This is a genomic window from Bdellovibrio bacteriovorus, assembly GCF_041888015.1.
In the GTDB taxonomy this organism is placed as follows: Bacteria; Bdellovibrionota; Bdellovibrionia; order Bdellovibrionales; family Bdellovibrionaceae; genus Bdellovibrio.
On record NZ_CP168968.1, the window covers coordinates 1,534,351 to 1,553,365 of the forward strand.

The window sequence follows — 19,015 nt, forward strand, 5'->3', positions numbered from 1 at the left end:
AACATGCTGCGTTATTAATTGCTGAGTTGAAGTTCCTAAATAGAGTATTACGCTACTATTTTAAAATTCAAGGACTTGGTCATGTTGGTTCGGTACATTAATGCGTATTTATTATTTCCAATATTAGAAAAGTTGACGAAGAGAGATATTCTTTCAAAGAGAGCTGAACTGTATCGTTTTAATCGGCTCTCTTTCGAGCAAAAGAATTCAATTCGGAAATCTGAGTTCTATCGTGCATTAAGGCATGCAAAACAGAATGTGCCATTCTATACGGATCTTTTTCGGAAGCATGCTTTTGACGAAGAAAAAGTACTCAAAGATATTAGGTACATTCAAGATCTTCCAACTATAAATAAAGATATTATCCGTGCGGAGTGGGAGCGAATTCGTTTGCCTGGTGCTCGCCATGCGCGCAAAACGGGCGGGTCGACTGGGCAATCTGTTTTTTTCTATTATGATGACATAGGTCTCGATTGGACCGCTGCAGTTAACATGGTGGCCTACGATATGAGTGGAAACTACCCTCATAAGTTGGATTGTCATATCTGCTCTGAGCTAGGCATAAAAGCTGTTACCCTCAAGGATAAATTCATTGGAGGCATGAAGACGTTTTCGCAGAACAGGCGAAGACTTATGATTAGCTCATTTTCCGATCATGATATGAGAGAAACATTTGCGCATTTGAGTACGATGAGGCCGTATTTATTGCAGGGGCATCCATCGTCTGGGTACGCAATTGCAAAATATATTGAGGGCCTTGGGAGTGGGAAAAGAAAGTATTGCGATATCTTTGAGCCTAGCGGCGAGATGTTGACCCAAAAAATGGTAGATACCATGGAAGAGTACTTGGGGTGTCGGGTAGTTAACCGATACGGTAATGCAGAATTTGGTGTAATGGCTCATTCGAGAATGACGGATAGCTATAATCGACTTCAGGTCTTTGATCGACTTTTTTATGTTGAAGATGTGGAGGACAGTAGTTTGATTGTCTCAAACTGTACGAATTACTCGTTTCCGTTATTTCGATATGATACGGGTGATATTGGCACGGTAAGGCAAGCGGAGGAAGGAACGTTCCTTTCTGATTTAAAAGGGAGAGTTCATGATCTTGTAAATATCGATGGTCAGAATTATGCGACGCATTTCCTGCAGGACTACTTGGATCATAAGGTAAAAGGGGTTCGCGAGTTTCAGATATTTGTCTCTGAATGGGAGCATCCGACTTTGGCAGTAGTGGCAGAGCATGAAAGTGATAAAGATCGGATATTTAAAGCAATAATGGACAGATGGCCTAGGGGGCTTGTTGTTAAGTTTGTAGAGATGGATAGTCTCGTAAGAGTTGGTTGGCAGCAGAAGTTTAGGCACATCGTAGATATGGGGAGCTCGAGTGAGTCATAAGGTCGTCTTCAATTCATGGTCGGGAGCATTCTTTCATCCTGGAGGAGGTGAGGTGCAGCTTCTTCAGACAAAGAAGGCTTTGGAAGATCGAGGCATGGAGATTGTTCTCTTTGATCAGTGGAAGCCTCAAAAGGATGTTGATATTTACCACCAATTCTCGATTCAGTATGGAACGAACTATGTCATGGACGCATATAAGGAAAAAGGTGTGCCAGTCGCGTTATCAACAATTTTGTGGGCGAATTTGAGTCATGATGATGCTTACTTTAAGCAAATCTTCGATCTTGTTTCAAAGGCTGATATTCTCTTGACTAACTCAGATCTTGAATCGCGAAAGATCTCCAAGGATTTTTCAATTCCTCTTAGTAAGTTTTTTAAAACCCGTAATAGTTTGACAAGTGATTTTCTTGATCTCGGAACTGGTGATCTGTTTAGGAAACGATTCTGTATAGATGAGGATTTTATATTAACAGTAGGCAATATTGATAGAAGAAAGAATACTAGAGTCTTGGTGGAGATATGCAAGGAAATGGGGTTGAATTTAGTTGTTATTGGAGCTGTCCGAGATAGTGCGTACTTTGAAGAGTTTAAGAGTATTTCGAATAAAGTGTACTATACGGGTCCCATATACGATCCCCTGCTGATTAGATCTGCATATCGTGCATGCCGCTTATTCGTTTTGCCTAGTTTATGTGAAACTCCGGGGCTCTCCGCTTTAGAGGCTGCTAGCCAGGGAGCTAGAGTTGTTGTGACTGAAGAGGGAGCGGCCAGAGAATATCTCGGGGAATATGCATTGTATGTCTCACCACTTTCAAGAGAATCGATTGCAACAGGGATAGCGGAGGGATTGGAAATGTCTGTTAAGCACGATCAAATCGATTTTGTGAAGGGAAACTATACGTGGAGCCGAACTGGTGACGATGTGATGGCTGGCTATTCGAGGATCTGTACGACATAGTGCGTGGCGGAGTGCGCGCAAGACTCAAATTTTGTCATATAACTGTATTGAAATACCTGGGAAAGATAAATGTTTGGAAGCTTTTTGGAACGAAAATATCTCACAGCGATTTTGTCTTTAATAAAGAAGGATGAGCTGGCGCAAATAGACAAAATATATGTAATTGGAAAATTAAGTGAGGCAGCCCGGCATGGATGCTTTGGCTTGGATCTTTCTGATGCCGTATGCTGTTCTTACATTGATTCGATATCTGAATTTATTAGTGAGATTGAAAAAATCCCTGCTAAGGATTGTTCTGCGGTTATTTGTTTAGATGCGATAGATTTGGATGACGTATCAGCGGTGTGGCAGAATCAGCTAAGAGTTGCGTTTAGTGATTTCGCACTTTTCTTTTTTCGGGGAACAATTGTTAATGATTCAGAGGAAATTGTTAAAGTTTTCCAGGCGCATAGACTTCCATACGGATTGATCGGGGAGCGAGAGGTACATGGGGGAGCGTGTCCAGTCATAACGGGTGGGTGGATTCAGCCGGAGGTTGTGGCTAGCGATTTAAAAGTAGCGGCGATTATGCATGTTTATAATGAAGAAGATATTATAGTAGAAAGTATTTCCCACTTATTGAAGAATGAAGTGGATGTTTTTGTTTTTGATAATTGGTCTGATGATGGAACCTACGAGAAGGTTACCGAATTATCAACTCAAAATCCTCGTGTAAAAATTAGCAGATTTCCTGTTTCTCGAGGGACAGATATTTATAATTGGAAGGAGCAACTTGAGAAGACAGAGAGGGTTGCTTCTGAACTTGGATATGATTGGTATATTCACTACGACGCTGATGAAATTAGAGTGCCTTTTTGGGGGAATATTTCTTTGAGAAATGCTATTGCCTTGGTTGATAGCAAGGGGTTCAATGCAATTGACTTCACAGTGATTGATTTTGTGTTCTTGGAGCAACAGAACTATGAAAGCGGTTCGTTCGAAGAGGATCTGAATAGCTTTAGATTCGGGAAGCGTCCGGGACATTTTAAACAGATTAAAGCTTGGAAAAGCCTTGGCGGTGTGCCGTTGGATATTTCCTCTACGGGAGGCCATGAGGCAATATTTAATGGGCGGCGAGTTTTTCCATATAAATTCTTGATGAAACATTATCCTCTCAGATCTCGAGAGCAGGCTGAAAAGAAGGTTTTTAGGGACAGAAAGCCTCGCTTTGCAAAAGAACAGAAGTTATATGGGTGGCATGGTCACTATGAGCATCTCAAGGTTGCTGAGGATATTAAATTTGACCATTTGGAAGTGGATGTTTGGTGCGGGCAAAATGCTTTTTACAGGAAGTATTTAATTGAAGGTCTTACTGGAGTCGGAATAAATGAAATCTAAAGAGATTCAATATAGTGATGGGGATATAGAAAGCGACATCATCCATGCGATTAGAACTGCAGGTGATGTTCGGGCGGGAGTTGATATCGCTGAAGAACGCCATGCTTTGTGGCCTTTTGAGTATCATTTAAGTGAGTCTAGAGCCAATCTTCTACGGCATGTGTGTTTCTCTGGAAAGAAAGTTTTGGAGGTTGGCGGAGGAATGGGAGCAATATCTAGACAGATAGCTGAAAGTTGTGACCATCTGCAAATCGTTGAGGGAACTGCCCGGAGAGTTTCGGGAATAGAGGCGCGCCTTCGTGATTTGAGTAATTATTCGATATTCTGTGGGAATTTTTCTGATTTTAATGCAACTGAAAAGTATGATGTGGTTGTTGTGATAGGGGTGTTGGAGTATGCCGATGTATATATCGAAGCTGCCGGTGGGCAGTCTGCATATGAAACATTTTTGGCTAAAGCTCGGTCTTTGCTGACTGATCAGGGAGTCCTAATCCTAGCCATTGAGAACCGTTTAGGGATGAAGTACTTTTCAGGAGCTGGTGAGGATCATACGGGCAAGGTTTTCGATGGTATATCTGGATATAAAACGGGTAAATCAGTTAGAACCTTTGCCAAAAAAGAGCTTTGCAGTCTTTTGGATCAAGTGGGTTTTTCTTCATGGGTCTTTCAGTATCCTTACCCTGATTATAAGCTGCCAAACACTATTGTGGCGGAGTCTCTTGAAGAGGTACATCCTCAGTTGTTTGCAAATTTGATTTCACAGGGAAATAGTCGAGACTATTGTGGAACACATCATATGTATTTTCACGAAGGATTAGCTAACTCAAGTTTGGAGAAAACGGGTCTGCTTGGGCAATTTGCCAATTCATTTTTAGTATTTGCCAGTATGGAGCAGGGAGCTATTGAAAGGGTTTTGGACATGTCGGTGGTGGCCCATCACTACTCGAAAGGTAGAAGGAACCCGACAAGAACATCATTTTTTCTATCTCCAGAAAAAAATGTCTTTGTTGCAAAACAGTTGCTGAGGGATGTGTCTGTTGAGGTTGATTATGGGGAAATAATTTGGCGTGGAAGCAAACAAGAGAAGGTTGTCGAAGGCGTTAGTCTATTCAATTTAATCAGGCGCATGATCGCCTTTAGAGAATTTCCTGAGTTGGAGAACGAGATGCGCCGGTACCTCGCTTGGGCTGGCGATACCTTTGGTAAAAGTGGCAAGCTTGGAGGGGAGGCGTGGGACTGTATCCCTCAGAATATACTTATTGCTAATGGAGAATATGTATTCTTCGATCGGGAATGGTTCTTAAAAGAGCTATTCGATCCTCAGTATTTGCTGATTCGATTTTGCTTAACGCTAGATGAATACTTTGTAGATATTCTTCGTTCTGAATATAGAACCTTGTTAGAGTTCTGTGCCAAAATTATGGGACACGCTATTGCCTCTGAGGATCTGAGAAGGATGCTGGAAATGGAGCACGGTTTACAGGTGAAACTTGCGAAGTTGGACAATCGTTTTCTATCCGCTCAGGACAGGCTAAATTTTTTTGAGTCATCTACACAGTTGTGCGAGAGAATGTCTTAATGAAGATGATCATGGATTGTTCAACATCATCTAGCTGGACGGGCCCTCTTGTGGGAATACCTCGGGTAGAGGTTGAGCTACTTCATCACCTTTCACAAAAATGTCAGGTAAAGCCTGTTGTTTATGATGGATCATCAAGTATGTGGAATTGGGATGCAGAGGATTTGATTGTGTCCTTTGGTGCTACCTGGAATTATCAGGGTTGGTTAGATGTAGTTGAAACAATAAAAAAGAACAAAATGGGCCGGTACGTCCATTTGATACACGACTTGATTCCCATAAAATTCCCATATCTCTATGAGCCGAGATTTGACCTAAACTTTGCTAATTGGTTATGTAGGACTGTCAAGGCAGCAGATTTGTTGCTTTGTCCATCGGAGTCAACTCGTAGAGATCTTTGTGAGTTTATAAATGAAAATAACCTCAACAGGGTGAGAATTGAAACTATTAGATTAGGTGATGTAGGTTTTAGTAATCCTAAAGATAGTATCGCGACAGCCGGTCTTAGTGGTGAGAAGTACTTCCTTATGGTAGGGACTCTAGAGCAGAGGAAAAATCATCAGGTTATCTTTGATGCTATTCGTATTCTGGAAAAAAGACACTTGCTGGCTGATTTCTATTTGGTGGTGGTAGGTCGTGAGGGGTGGTTACCTAATAACCTCACGCAGCAGTTGAAGGAGGATGAGATTCTCAAGCGGAGAGTGCGTTATTTTTCCAATCTTAATGACTTGGATATGAAGAGAGTAGTTCAGGAGGCAAGCTTCTCTGTTTTTCCATCAATTTATGAGGGCTGGGGGTTGCCAGTTGCTGAAAGCCTAGCGCTTGGTGTTCCTGTTATTGCTGCTAACAATTCCAGCTTGTTAGAAATCGCGCCTAACTTAACGACTCATGTTGATTCTTATAATGCAATGGCATGGGCGGATGCTATTGCACAATGGATACAGAATCCTGGGGTGTTGAATGAAAAGAGAAATGCCGTGGAGCTAACTTATATAGCTACTCCATGGGAAAGAACTGCCGATCGTATATATGAGCTAATGAGAGAGGTAATTCGTGGTTAGTATATGTATTCCGACCTATGAGAATGTTGTTTTTTTAAAAAGAGCCCTGGACTCCGCCGTCGTTCAGGAGGGGGTAGAGTTCGAGATAGTGATCTCTGACGACTCTAGAACTACGGAAGTGGAGCAGCTAGTCAAGCAATATAGTTTTCCGATAAGGTACTTTAGAAATGAAAAGCCTATAGGGTCTCCGGGAAATTGGAATGCCGCTGTCGACAGGGCGGAAAGCGATATTATTCATCTCCTGCATCACGACGATGCATATTACTCTCACGATTCCCTTCAGAGAATGCTGTCTCCGATTAAAAACGGGAAGAAAATTACATTTTCTGAGTGCCTGTGGTCACCGTATCAAAAAATCAATTGCTATCGGCGTGGGGCAACCGTCGATACTTTTGCACGTCTCAAGCAAGGATTTCTAGGGGATCTTTTTGCGGTCAACTTTTTATCCGTTCCGTCGACGATGCTGTATAGAAGAGATCAGAGCGTTCGTTATGATGAGTCTTTTATAAATATGGTCGATGTTGATTTTTATCTTACCATGATTCGAGAGAATGGTGTTGAGGCTGTGGAGATGGTCGAAGGACCGTGTGTCGTGGTGAATATCGAGTCTGATTTCCAGGTTACGAATTCTCTTGTTAGTGAAAAACTGAAAAGAGAAGAGTGGGCGCGTTTTTATCAGAAATGGAGCCCATTTTTAATAGAAATAGGGGCAGATCCAGAGCAGCTTTATCAGAAAGCGCTAATTCATCAGGGGTTAACAAAATGAGGATATCAACAGTTATTCCGGTGTACAAGAACATCGACTTCCTATTGCCCGCGGTTCGTTCTGTATTTACATCAAACAAGTATGATCATCAGGTCATTATTGTAGATGATGGCAACGAAGCGCATACTGCAAAGAAGATTGAAAACTATAAAAATATTCCTGGTGTCGAAATTGTTCGGCTGGAAAAGAATCTGGGTCTTGCAAATGCTCGTAACGCAGGTTTGCGCCATGCTGATGGAAATTATGTAAGATTCCTCGATGGTGATGACGAGTTCACGTGGGGCGGACTAGAACGGCAGTTGGAATGCATGGCTAAGGATAAAACGGATATTGTTGTTGGCCGTTTTAAGTTGGTAGATCGATTTAATGAAAAAAGCTGGAATATCGAAGGAAATAATACGGATCCTTTAAATTTGGATGAAGCGTATAAGTCTTTTCTTTTCTTTTGGGAACGAGGCCTTTCGATACCTATACATTCTGCATTATTTAAGCGCGAGGCCATAATAGGTTTAGGAAATAGCGCTTTTCCCACTGGGTTCCGTGCAAAAGAAGATTGGATATTTTGGTGCAATTTAGCGAGGAGCGGCGCTAAATTTTCTTTAATTTCCGATGATACAGCTTTGTATCGACAACACGGTGGTAATATGTGTGTTTCTGATCCTTACGGAATGGCGCGGTCTTTTTTAGAGGCTGCAATGCATTTGCATTTGCATTTGGATGATCCATCGGATTTGCGAAGTCAGTTTATGACGTCATCGTTAGATCATTTTTTCCGATTTTATATTAGGGTTATTGAGAATAGAGTGGAGCAAAAGAATAAGTGAATAAGGGAAATCTTTCTTGTCAAGAAATTGAGTTTGTTCTTGAGAGATTTAGTCGAATCGGTGAAATAGATCTGAAGTTGCTACGAGCTTCTCTTGAACGTATAAATCAAAGTACAAATGTTTATATTCTGCGTTCCTTCTATCAGTCTTTGTTCTTTACACGTTCGTTGCCTATAAAGTCTGAGCGAAGGCCAGGCGAGCGCTTGAAGATCGTTTTTGCGACGGCAATCTTTCCTTCCGTTCGGCACGGGGGGGGGCTGCGGTTATTTGACTTAATTATCGATCTAAGCAAGGAACACGATGTTTTCTTGTTTAGCATCTACTCTAACAATAGTGACATAGATAGCTTGAGAGCTTTGGAAGGTGCTGGTGTAAGGGTAAATATTACGGACGATACTAATTTTACTCCTGAGACGTTGCTTAGTCTTATCAGAAATCAGTTGGGTTATGTTGAGCAGGAGCAGATCGATGTTTTACAACTCGAATTTCCGGATTCCTTGCGCTTTTTGTATGATGAGCGTCTTAGGTGGCATAGTAAGATGATATCTTACACTTTGATGGAGTCAGTATCGCGCCGGTGTTATATCGATCTTAAGAATCTCTATGCTGGCGGATATAGCGCTAAAGAATTTGATCTAGCTTTTCTTGAGTTTTTGCGTGAAGGACAAAGAGAAGCGGAAGCATCAAAGTATTGTGATTTAAATATTTTTGTAACTGCGCATGATCGAGAATTTAACGAAGTTTTTTTTGGAGCGAACACCAGATCAGAGGTTGTTCCAACATGGCTATCTAGTTCTCAGATCGAGATGATTGAATCTTCGGTAGACAAGAATAGCGTTTTATTTTTAGCATCATTTCAACATCAACCTAATATCGATGGAGTTCGTTGGTATTTGAAGAATATTCATGCAGAGGTACAAAAAACGCATCCCGACTACAGGCTAATTCTTGTTGGGAATGGGCCGATCTTTGAAGCGGTTAAGGGTTTCGAAGATATGGAAGGGATAGAGGTTGTTGGGTGGGTTGACAAAATCTCACCTTGGATTGCAAAGGCAAAAGTTTGTATATCGCCTATTGTATCGGGAGCGGGAATTCGTGGGAAGGTCATACAATATACGGCATTTGGGCGTCCGGTTGTGTCTACTAAGTTAGGTGCAGAAGGACTTGAAGAGCTTGAGAAATGTTCTAATTTTCGGGTGGCAAGTAATGTTAGTGAGTTTATTGACGGAGTTGTGAGTTTTCTTTCGGCTCCGGATGAGCCGGGAGATGCTCTCGTGTTGAGTCGAGTTACTCAAAAGCTATTTGGTTTAAGTGCTGGAAAAGAGAAGATTTTGAACGCATATAGAACGGGGCTTTATTAGTTATGTTGGAAAGAATTCTTTTTGACTGTACTACCTTGTTTTTTCATAAGGGGCCTCCAGTAGGTATCTCTCGGGTTATTGAAAGCTACTTCAGTATTTGGAGAGCTTCTTCTTTTGTCGAAAATGTGGTGTTTCTGCAAGAGGAGTCGGCATTTTATTTCATTGGATCGGACTTTTCGCTCAAAGAGAAAGTTTCTTTTAAGGAAAATGATATTCTCGTCAATATGGGGTGTGCTTGGGACTATGTTGGGTTAAATGATGTAATTAGGAAGTTAAAGCAAAGTAATGGCCTGAAATTTATACAGTTGGTTCACGATGTAATTCCGTTCAAGTACCCTTATTATATCCAGTCAGAAGCATGCGATAACTATACTCGGTGGTTTGTGGATATGTTGTCCGTTTGTGATGGGGTTTTGACAATTTCCAAGTCCACGGAACGTGATTTGAGAAATCTGTGTGCGTCTGCTGGTATCGATATGCCACGTAGTGAGGTGATTAGATATGGAGATGGACTTATTCTGAGTGTGGAAGATATATGTCAGAGGTCACCACCATTTGCTTTATCGGTGGGAACCTTAGAGTATCGAAAGAATCAGATACTGTTGGTAAATGTTTGGAGAAAGTTAATTCAATCTGGTTTGGAGGGCTTACCAGAGCTCATTCTGGCGGGTAAAGATGGATGGATGAATCAAAACATCGTCAGAATTATTTCAACGGACAAGACTCTTAATGGTAAGATAAAAGTAGTGGAAAATTCCTCTGATGATTTACTAGGTGCTCTGTACTCAAGTTGCGAATTCACACTGTATCCCTCTTTATATGAGGGATGGGGCTTGCCGATTTCAGAAAGCCTTTGTTTTGGAAAAATTTGCCTTGCATCTGATACATCTAGTATGATTGAGGTTGCCCCAGGGTTTGTTGTTCATCTTGACCCTTTTGATATAGATGCTTGGACTCAACAGATTTCTCGGCTTATTTTGGACCGCGAATATAGGGCGCGACTGCAGAGTAAAGTTGAACAATATGTTCCTGCCTTGTGGGACAAGTCGGCACAATTGGTTATAGAGAAAATAAAAGCTATTGCGCACTAGTCAAAGCTGGAATTTTAATTCTGAATTATGGAAAGCCAAGCTTCTGAAGACTGTTTAACATGATGATTGGCGCGGATATCGTCAAACGCGTTCTTAGTAATTCGCTCGCGAAGTTTTTTGTCTTTGGAGATCTCTACTAATGCATTTTGCCAGCTTTCAAGGTCATTCTTAACAAGAATGCCCGTTTCTTTGTCGGAAATAACTTCCTCGTAAATGGGCGTTCTTGAGTAGATTCCTGCAATTTTAAGCGCTCCGTATTCTAAATATTTTATTGGAGATTTACAGGAGTTAAAGAGCAGAGAATCGCTATCCTCTACACCCCCTAGAGGGGTAACGGCAACGCTATACCCATTTTCGGCTAAGATCTTTTTATGCTCAAACCATGAGACGTTCCCGAGGTCATTGAAGCGTGAGAACCCTTCTAGCTCATCATTTGGATCAGAGATTATGTCGAAATCGATAGATGGATTCTGATCTAGGAATGAGTTCATTAATTTGAAAAAGTCATTTTTAAAGCTGTGGACCTTGATAAGATCAGCATTAGTGAAAATAATTCTTAAATTATCAGGTTTAGATTTCAGGTGTTTGTTATGTCTCTCAACATTTATTCCGTTGGGCGCAAGTTCCGTTGAAATATCGAAATAGTTATCGATCTGCGTTTTTAAGAACCGAGTTGCTGTGGTGACGATTGAAGCGATTTGAGTGTGCTTGCGAATGGAAGAAATTCTTTGGCTGATTTGTGTGCCTCCACTATACGATGGGAATGCGGGTAGAAAATCATCAATGTCATAAATGACTTTTTTTCCCATGCCGATGGCTTGTTCGCTTAATTTCAGAGAAATATTACTAGTATGCTTGGAAAAAACTAGGACGTCGAAGTCAATTGCGTTTAAGTCTAAAAAGTTTTCGTCGATGACATTTAAACTGATTTTATTATTCATTGCGAGATACTCGAAGGGCTCGAGTAGTCGAGCATAAACGCTACGAGATGGAATTGCTTTCTCAGCAACATTCGTGTTTCTTTGGGCTACGATAACTTTTGTTTGGCGCATTAGGGACTCGTTTTGTTTACATATTTAATAGTAGATATACATTTTTCAGGGCAGTACTGAATTTTAGTTAGACTGCAGTTGTCTATCATAAAGCTGGGATAGTGTCGCAGAGGTATTTGCAAGAAGTAATGTAAAAAGCAGTTTACCGTTCCGCCATGCCCAAATATCAGGATATCGCTGTTAGGTTCGAGAGGTAGGGAAAGAAGGACGGTCTCAATCCATTTTTTCATTCTGAAATAGAGATCCTGTATCGACTCGCCATCTGGATAATTCAAATCGCTATGCAACCCTTGATGACTATACCGTGCGTCTTTTTTATGGAGTTCGTCAAAGGTAAGGGCGCTATAACTGCCCGTATGAGTTTCCTTTAACGCATCCACTAATTCGATCTTGTCGTTCTGGATAGCTATTTTACAGGTATCTATAGCTCTCTGAAGTGGTGAACAGAAGATGTGTGTCGGCTTTATGTTCTGTTGTATTAGTAGTTCTCGTAGGGCATTGGCTTGCTCTGTGCCGCGGCGGGTTAGTTGCGTTTCTAACTGACCACAGACGAGTCCCTTTACGTTTGCATCAGTTTCGCCATGTCGAACTAAGACGATATTAATCATTCAGCTTTATTTTCCTTTGTGATTAGGAGCACAAGATATACCCCTGGTAGCGCTGAGACAAGGTGGAAGGATAAGGTGTAGTTGTTGCTGTGCCTGGTCATATAGTGACCGAAGCGCGTGGTGCTTTTAGATTTTAAAACTAATAGTTTTTCAGGGAATAGGATCATGGTGAGTCCGATAAAATTTGTCGATCAAACAGACAGTCACAGAAGGTACCTTTTCGACATGGGTCTTGTCAGATCAGGTTTTCAACTAAACACAAGTGCTTCTGCAGATAAGAAGCGGATTATTTTAGGTGCCGACCTTGTAGAGGATCAGTATGGATTTACAAAGGGAAGTATTACGAGGCCTATCGAGAGTTTGGGGATTCTGTACAAAGAGCATCCATTGGTTTCATGGGGAGCATCTTTTAGGATGCGTTATTTTCAGCGGTACGATTTTTTATGTGAGTGGAATAACTTGGGGTATGGACGAATTGAAGTTGATTCTGACTCACCATTTTCGTGCAATACTATGTATATGGTGGGTGATGGTGCTGAGGTCATTGCCGAGGTTGTAGATGTTACCACTGGAGAGAAAATTTGTGATTACGCTGCAGTTATAAGATCTGGCGATTCAATAGTTTTATGGTTCAATCGTGATGCCGGGCCTGTCGACGGGTATGATTGGGTAGTCATTGAAAACTTTCTTTCTAAATACCACAATGACATTTATGGTGGCTATCCTTTCGTATCCGAAGTGCCTTATGCATGTGAAGGCGCCGTTACAATGAGGATTGATTGTGATGAGGCTATTGGGTCAGGAAGAGCACTGCACAGGTTATATAGGGCCTATGATATGCCTTTTTCAATGGCTATAAAAACGGATCAAACAATATCCGAGAATGATAGGCTTCTGATTAGTGAAGTTTTGATAGGTGGCGGCGCTGTTGTGGGGCATTCACATACACATACACCTGACTGGGGCGGGAGCGCTCAGGCTGCTAGTTGGGAAGTTGTGAATTCACGGAAGGTTTTAGGAGAATTAGGTGTTTTAGGGATAAATGATGATTATGTTGTCTCTCCTTTTCATCAGAACTCTACCGAAAGTATAGTTGGTTTATGTGCAGCAGGAGTGCGGGGATTCGTTGGTGGAATCATTTGTAACGATCCTCAGTTTCTGCTAGCTCGAGCAGGAGTTGTGCCATTTGTAAAAGGGATAATTTCACACTCGCAGCAGTGTATGTTTCATGGTGATACCTATCACCGAGATGGCAACTCTATCGAAGGTTATAGGTCTGCCTTTCGTCAAGCCTTAGAAACAAATACTTTCTTTGGATACTTGGATCATCCCTTCTCTAACTATTTGTATGGGTGGATCAGCGAGGAAGAGCGTTTGGGGGCGCACGAAGAGTTCCTAAAATTCATGGATGAATTTCCGAATATCTGGCGTGCGAACTTGGTTGATGCTCTAAGATTTTTAGAAATGAAATCAACTGTTAAGATAGTCATGAATGGTGATGGATTTGCGGCTACTTTGCCTTTGAATGATCGTTTCCTGGGGCTGCCGTCAGTTGCTGTAGTATACGGTGACAAACAGTATGAATTGAAAATGGGAGATACCGTTGTCTTCTAAAAATAACTCATATCTGCAACAATATGATTCTGTAGTTATCTTCTCTACAGCAGATTGGGATAATCCCTTTTGGACTAACAAACAGCACATGGCCTGCAAGCTCGCTGATGCCGGGTTTAAGGTTCTTTATATTGAATCCCTGGGGTTGCGAAAGCTGACGGTTAAAAAAAATGATCTTGGAAGGATCGGCCGCCGGCTTATTCGTTTTTTCAAAGGAGCAAAAAAGGTTCGTAATAATATTTGGGTCTATTCTCCGATTGTTTTGCCGTTGCACGGAGTGAAAGCGGTTGAAAATCTGAATCAATCAATTTTGAGAATGATTGTAATATTTTATAGAATGCGTTTGGGGTTAAAAAAGACAATTGGATGGACTTATAATCCTCTGGTTGTAGGACTGTTAAAGCAGTTGAATTTCAGGGCGGTCGTCTACCACAGCGTCGATGATCTCTCTGCAGCTCCTCGATTGCCAAAGGAGGAAATCGAGAGGGCTGAGCGTGAACTTTTAGAGTATGCAACAATAGTATTCGTCACTAGCAAAACTTTGAAGGAAAAGTATGCTCGGTGGACGAGTCGTCAAGTGGTGTATCATCCAAATGTTGCAGATTATGAGCACTTTAGTCGAGCAAGAGATATTGCTCTGGATTGTCCCGCAGATCTAGCGGCTTTCAAAGGACCGAAGATAGGGTTTGTCGGAGCGATCAGCGGGTATAAAGTAGATTTCGATATGCTTGCGGAGGCGGCCCGTAAAAGGCCTGACCTAAACTGGATACTAATAGGTAAGGTGGGAGAAGGGGATCCCGAGACTGATATTTCGAGACTGTCCATGCCCAATATTCATTTAATAGGTCCCCGCAATTATTCAGAGTTGCCAGCCTATTTAAAGTATTTTGATGTAGTTATTATTCCCAGTCCTCTTAACGACTATACCCGTGCCATGTTTCCCATGAAGTTCTTTGAATATCTAGCTGCGGGAAAAGTGGTGATTTCGACAGATCTTCCGTCTTTAAGTGATTTTGGTGATGCTTTTCTGAAGGCTCATACTGCAGATGAAATGCTGCTCCAGATTGATAAGGTTTTGTCCGGAGATGTGTTTTTTGATGTTAGGATGGAAGAGGTCGCGCAGGAACATACCTGGAATAAAAGGCTTGAAAAGATGATGTTAGAAATTGAGCGGTCCACGGCGGAAAGCCGTTCAGAAAAATCGATAGGTGAAGGTTCTGTATGTTGAGATCTAACGAAAAGGCCGTTGCCTATCTTCAGAAAGGGATCGACTTTTTTATTTCCATTAGTTTGTGGTGTTTCGTTTACTACATTCGATTCGAGCATTTTTCTGATGCACAAGAAGGGCTATGGAATGAGTTCTTACGCGCTGGGATAGTAATGGCATCGGCCACGGTATTTATTTTTTATAGGAAGGGACTGTATAGATCTTTCAGATTAAGACCTTTATATGACGAGGTTGTTGCGTCACTTAAGGCAAATTGTCTTGCGAATTTGGTAGTGGTCGCTTTCTTGTATTTAGTCTTTGACGACCGACTTTCTCGGGCTGTGCTGGTGGGTTATTTTTTTGCATCATCAGTGACCTATGTACTATTCCGAGTTTTTTTGCGACACCTTCTTCGAAGATTACGTCGGGATGGAAAGAACATGAGACATGTTTTGTTGATTGGGAATGGCGCAGCTATCGAAAGATATGTGAGAAATGTAAAGTCCTATAGTGAAGCGGGAATTGGTTTTAAGGGATGGGTTGATTCGGGAGGGCTTGCGGAGAAGTACAGTATCAAAAGCCTTACTTTTTCTGAAATTGAAGACAACGAACGTTTACGACCTGATAGTTTTGTTTGTGGTTACGAAGGAGATGAGGTTTCAAAGTTAGACGGTATTTTGCGCAAAATTTATAACGATGTAGTTCCTATTATTGTTTTGCCTGATCTAAAATATGCTGTAGTAGGACACGATATTGACAGTATAGCTGGAGTTCCTGCTTTTGTTTTAAACGAGCCTAAATTTTCCTTTTTTGACATTTTTGCTAAAAGAATATTCGATATTCTGGCTTCAGGTGTGGGCTTATTATTGCTGAGTCCATTGTTATTTGTTCTTGGCATCCTAGTGAAGGTTTCGTCTCCGGGGCCTGTTTTTTATGGACAGGAAAGAATTGGCTTAGATGGGCATAGATTCAGGATGTGGAAGTTTCGATCTATGAGAATGGATACAGCTTCGGGTGGGGGGTCGTCTATTCCCGGATGGACAGTTAAAAATGATCCGCGAAGAACTAAAATTGGCACATTTATACGTGGGACTTCAATCGATGAGCTTCCGCAATTATGGAATGTTTTTATTGGTGACATGAGCCTTGTTGGACCTCGCCCTGAACAGCCATTTTTTGTTGAGAAGTTTAAGAATGAGATTCCTGCTTATATGCTGAGGCACAAAATGAAGGCTGGAATTACCGGTTGGGCGCAGGTTAACGGATGGCGTGGTGATACGAGCCTTCACAAAAGAATTGAGTGTGATCTTTATTACATTAGAAACTGGTCATTGCTGCTAGATATGGAGATTCTTCTTCGTACAGTATTGGTTGTATATGGTGACAAGAATGCTTATTAGGAATGGGAGATTTTTGTGTTAAGGAAGCTATTTCCTCGAAAGCTGCTAACCCTTGTGCGTTTTTACACCATATTTAATGCCCAGTTTGGGCATAGTAGAGTTGAGAACGGATTTTGTGTAGATGGAGATGGAAATCCGATACCGTGGATTACATATCCTTGCATTGAGTTTTTGAATAATTTGGATCTGGCTAAGTGTCGTGTTTTTGAGTTTGGTTCAGGGGCTTCAACTTTATATTGGGCCCGCCGTGTTCATAGCGTTGTTTCTGTGGAGCGGGATCTTTCGTGGTATGAAAAAGTTCTGTCGTCTATACCCAGTAATTGCCAAATTCATCACTGCGGTGATGAGATGCTTTATCCGTCCGTAATTAATAAATGTAGTGAAGAATTTGATATTATTGTGATTGACGGAGCAGTCCGTTACCCGTCTGTGTTGGAAGCAATCAAGAAGATATCTGTAGATGGAATTATAATATTGGACAATACTGAATGGTATCCAAATGCCGCCATGTTGTTGCGAGAGTTGGGATATGTTCAAATTGATTTTTGTGGGTTCCCTCCTATAAATGCATTCACGTCATGTACATCTATATTCTATAAGACTAATAAGTTAATTTCTAATAGAATTAAACAAGATAGGTGGAAGCCAATTGGAGCAAGATATCTTATTGCTCATGATGATAAGCCGATGTCAGAGATAGATGCTGCTACACTGGTAAGGTAGTTCAGATTACAGCGGATACTCTGGGTATCCGCTGTTTAGGATCTAATATAGCTTCCCGTTTACTAATCTTTCCAAGTAATTTTTGTAAGATGACGTAGGATAAGATTCGATAATTTTTGCCAGCTTGTTTTTGTCGTAAAAGCCCTTTTGGTATGCGATTTCTTCAAGGCAGGCCACCTTAAGACCTTGTCGTTCTTCCATAGTCTGAACAAATGTGGACGATGAAATTAGTGATTCAGGAGTGCCAGTGTCAAGCCAGGCTACGCCGCGACCAAGCCGTTCTACAGATAATGATCCTTCTTCTAAGTAGAGCTTGTTGAGATCTGAAATCTCGAGCTCGCCACGAGGAGAGGGTTTTAGTGTCTTTGCCTTTTGTACCACAGTATTGTCGTAGAAATACAAGCCTGTAACAGCCCAATTGGACTTCGGGACTTTTGGTTTTTCTTCAATGCTTAATGCCTTGCCATTGATATCAAACTCTACAACACCATATCGCTCTGGATCGTGAACATGGTACGCGAAGACGCGAGCTCCTTTTTCAATCTTTGCGGCGGAAGAGAGCTGTTGGGGCATGCTTTGTCCATAAAAAAGATTATCGCCCAAAATTAAGCAAGCCGGGTTGTTTTGAATGAAGCTCTCCCCAATCAAAAATGCTTGGGAAATGCCTTCTGGCTTTTCTTGGACTGCGTAATCTATCGTGATGCCAAAGTTTGCCCCGTCACCAAGTAAGTCTTGAATGAGTGGAATATCGCGAGGTGTGCTGATGATGAGGATATCTTTCACGCCCCCAAGCATCAATGTAGACAATGGATAATAGATTGTGGGTTTGTCATATACAGGGAGAAGCTGCTTAGAAACGCATTTTGTAGTTGGAAATAAACGGGTGCCATTGCCTCCCGCAAGAATGATGCCTTTCATTATATGCTTCCTTTTTTCTTTAAGACGTTACTGGACCAGTCGGTATTAGTAAGATACCAGCTAACAGTGGCTTGTAGGCCTTCTTCAAAGCTTTTATACTTCCGTTCAAATCCAAGGGCTGCTTGCGCTTTGCTGTCATCGATGGCGTATCTCCAGTCGTGACCAGCCCTGTCCTGCACAAACGATATTAGATTTGAATAGCTCTGGCCATTTGGTCTGGGAGCAGCCTCATCAAGGGTTAGGCAGATAGCACGAACCACATCTATGTTGCGCCTTTCGGAGTTTCCGCCAAAACAGTAAGTTTCTCCGGGAGTCCCTCGGGTCAATGCTAGATAGACCCCCGCAGCATGATCTTCTACGTGGATCCAGTCTCTAATATTCCCGCCATTACCATAAACAGGTAAGTTTTCTTCTTTAAGGGCTTTGGTAATCATAACTGGAATTAGCTTTTCCGGATACTGTCTCGGGCCATAATTGTTTGAGCAGTTGGTCGTAATTGTCGGAAGATTATAAGTGTGGAACCAAGATCGAACCAAGTGGTCAGCGGCGGCTTTGGATGCGGAATAGGGAGAATTGGGACGATAAGGCAGTTCTTCGTGGAATTTACCGGAGTCTCCTAGAGTTCCATAAACTTCGTCGGTGGAGATTTGCAGATATCTAAATTGCTTCTTTTGGTTTTCTGAAAGCGTGCTCCAGTAGGATCTGCTGTTTTCCAAAAGAACAAAAGTGCCAATAATATTTGTATCGATAAATTCGCGAGGTGAATGAATTGAATTATCTACGTGAGACTCTGCCGCAAAATTAACTACGGCGCTAATCGGATACTTTTTAAAAACTGACGCAACAAAATTGCTGTCAGCAATATCACCATGTTCAAAGTGAAGGTTCTGGTTGTTAATCAATCCTTCAAGATTTTTGAGATGGCCAGCATAAGTTAGCTTGTCGATGACGACAATCTGTTGTGAGTTAGCGATAGCATGTCTGACAAAGGCGCTTCCAATAAAGCCTGCTGCGCCAGTGACTAATATCTTCATAGTTGCATCCTATTTTTACGCAAGAAAGAAAAAGAGATATTAAT

General features: G+C 41.6%; 17 protein-coding genes. 13 read left to right on the forward strand and 4 right to left on the reverse strand.

What is annotated here, in order from left to right:
• The first annotated feature begins 81 nt into the window (after positions 1-81).
• The 9 genes from ACES2G_RS07400 to ACES2G_RS07440 all read left to right on the forward strand — a co-directional run bounded on the left by ACES2G_RS07400 (position 82) and on the right by ACES2G_RS07440 (position 10,415).
• Positions 82-1,398 (forward strand): hypothetical protein, encoded by a 1,317-nt coding sequence (locus ACES2G_RS07400; protein ID WP_374001703.1) that lies wholly within the window; start codon positions 82-84, stop codon positions 1,396-1,398.
• 52 nt (positions 1,399-1,450) lie between these two features.
• Entirely contained in the window at positions 1,451-2,356 is a 906-nt protein-coding gene (locus ACES2G_RS07405; RefSeq protein WP_374001704.1) for a glycosyltransferase, read from the forward strand.
• An 84-nt stretch (positions 2,357-2,440) separates the two neighbouring features.
• Complete coding sequence (locus ACES2G_RS07410) at positions 2,441-3,733, forward strand: glycosyltransferase family 2 protein (protein ID WP_374001705.1); 1,293 nt, start codon at positions 2,441-2,443, stop codon at positions 3,731-3,733.
• Entirely contained in the window at positions 3,723-5,312 is a 1,590-nt protein-coding gene (locus tag ACES2G_RS07415) for a class I SAM-dependent methyltransferase (protein ID WP_374001706.1), read from the forward strand. Before ACES2G_RS07410 ends, ACES2G_RS07415 begins: the two co-directional genes overlap by 11 nt.
• Entirely contained in the window at positions 5,312-6,373 is a 1,062-nt protein-coding gene (locus ACES2G_RS07420) for a glycosyltransferase family 4 protein (protein ID WP_374001707.1), read from the forward strand. The genes ACES2G_RS07415 and ACES2G_RS07420 overlap by 1 nt, the downstream gene beginning before the upstream one ends.
• Positions 6,366-7,139: a glycosyltransferase family 2 protein gene (locus ACES2G_RS07425; RefSeq protein ID WP_374001709.1), complete on the forward strand. Its 774-nt coding sequence runs from the start codon at positions 6,366-6,368 to the stop codon at positions 7,137-7,139. The genes ACES2G_RS07420 and ACES2G_RS07425 overlap by 8 nt, the downstream gene beginning before the upstream one ends.
• A complete protein-coding gene (locus tag ACES2G_RS07430; protein ID WP_374001710.1) occupies positions 7,136-7,963 on the forward strand; it encodes a glycosyltransferase family 2 protein in 828 nt (275 codons plus the stop codon). The genes ACES2G_RS07425 and ACES2G_RS07430 overlap by 4 nt, the downstream gene beginning before the upstream one ends.
• A complete protein-coding gene (locus tag ACES2G_RS07435) occupies positions 7,960-9,324 on the forward strand; it encodes a glycosyltransferase (protein ID WP_374001711.1) in 1,365 nt (454 codons plus the stop codon). Before ACES2G_RS07430 ends, ACES2G_RS07435 begins: the two co-directional genes overlap by 4 nt.
• A 2-nt stretch (positions 9,325-9,326) precedes the next feature.
• Complete coding sequence (locus ACES2G_RS07440; RefSeq protein ID WP_374001712.1) at positions 9,327-10,415, forward strand: glycosyltransferase family 4 protein; 1,089 nt, start codon at positions 9,327-9,329, stop codon at positions 10,413-10,415.
• Positions 10,416-10,429: 14 nt separating this feature from the next.
• On the opposite strand, the gene ACES2G_RS07445 is transcribed toward ACES2G_RS07440, so the two are convergent.
• Positions 10,430-11,467 carry a glycosyltransferase gene (locus ACES2G_RS07445; RefSeq protein ID WP_374001714.1) on the reverse strand — a complete coding sequence of 346 codons (1,038 nt, stop codon included), beginning with the start codon at positions 11,465-11,467 and terminating at the stop codon, positions 10,430-10,432.
• The gene (locus ACES2G_RS07450) at positions 11,467-12,075 is read right to left on the reverse strand and encodes a histidine phosphatase family protein (protein WP_374001715.1); all 609 of its coding nucleotides are present in this window, start codon (positions 12,073-12,075) and stop codon (positions 11,467-11,469) included. Before ACES2G_RS07450 ends, ACES2G_RS07445 begins: the two co-directional genes overlap by 1 nt.
• Before the next feature lie 120 nt (positions 12,076-12,195).
• Here ACES2G_RS07450 and ACES2G_RS07455 point away from each other — a divergent pair, with 120 nt between their 5' ends.
• From ACES2G_RS07455 to ACES2G_RS07470, 4 genes are read left to right on the forward strand one after another with little or no spacing between them, the layout of a single operon-like run.
• Positions 12,196-13,689 (forward strand): hypothetical protein, encoded by a 1,494-nt coding sequence (locus ACES2G_RS07455; protein ID WP_374001716.1) that lies wholly within the window; start codon positions 12,196-12,198, stop codon positions 13,687-13,689.
• Positions 13,679-14,917: a glycosyltransferase gene (locus ACES2G_RS07460; RefSeq protein ID WP_374001717.1), complete on the forward strand. Its 1,239-nt coding sequence runs from the start codon at positions 13,679-13,681 to the stop codon at positions 14,915-14,917. The genes ACES2G_RS07455 and ACES2G_RS07460 overlap by 11 nt, the downstream gene beginning before the upstream one ends.
• Positions 14,911-16,296 carry an undecaprenyl-phosphate glucose phosphotransferase gene (locus ACES2G_RS07465; protein ID WP_374001719.1) on the forward strand — a complete coding sequence of 462 codons (1,386 nt, stop codon included), beginning with the start codon at positions 14,911-14,913 and terminating at the stop codon, positions 16,294-16,296. Before ACES2G_RS07460 ends, ACES2G_RS07465 begins: the two co-directional genes overlap by 7 nt.
• Before the next feature lie 15 nt (positions 16,297-16,311).
• Positions 16,312-17,019: an SAM-dependent methyltransferase gene (locus ACES2G_RS07470; protein ID WP_374001720.1), complete on the forward strand. Its 708-nt coding sequence runs from the start codon at positions 16,312-16,314 to the stop codon at positions 17,017-17,019.
• A gap of 42 nt (positions 17,020-17,061) precedes the next feature.
• Here ACES2G_RS07470 and rfbA read toward each other — a convergent pair whose 3' ends face one another.
• Positions 17,062-17,937, reverse strand: a complete 876-nt coding sequence (gene rfbA, locus ACES2G_RS07475) for a glucose-1-phosphate thymidylyltransferase RfbA (protein WP_374001721.1) — start codon at positions 17,935-17,937, stop codon at positions 17,062-17,064.
• Positions 17,937-18,971, reverse strand: coding sequence for a dTDP-glucose 4,6-dehydratase (gene rfbB / locus ACES2G_RS07480; RefSeq protein ID WP_374001722.1), 1,035 nt, complete (start codon positions 18,969-18,971; stop codon positions 17,937-17,939). Before rfbB ends, rfbA begins: the two co-directional genes overlap by 1 nt.
• Positions 18,972-19,015: the final 44 nt, after the last annotated feature.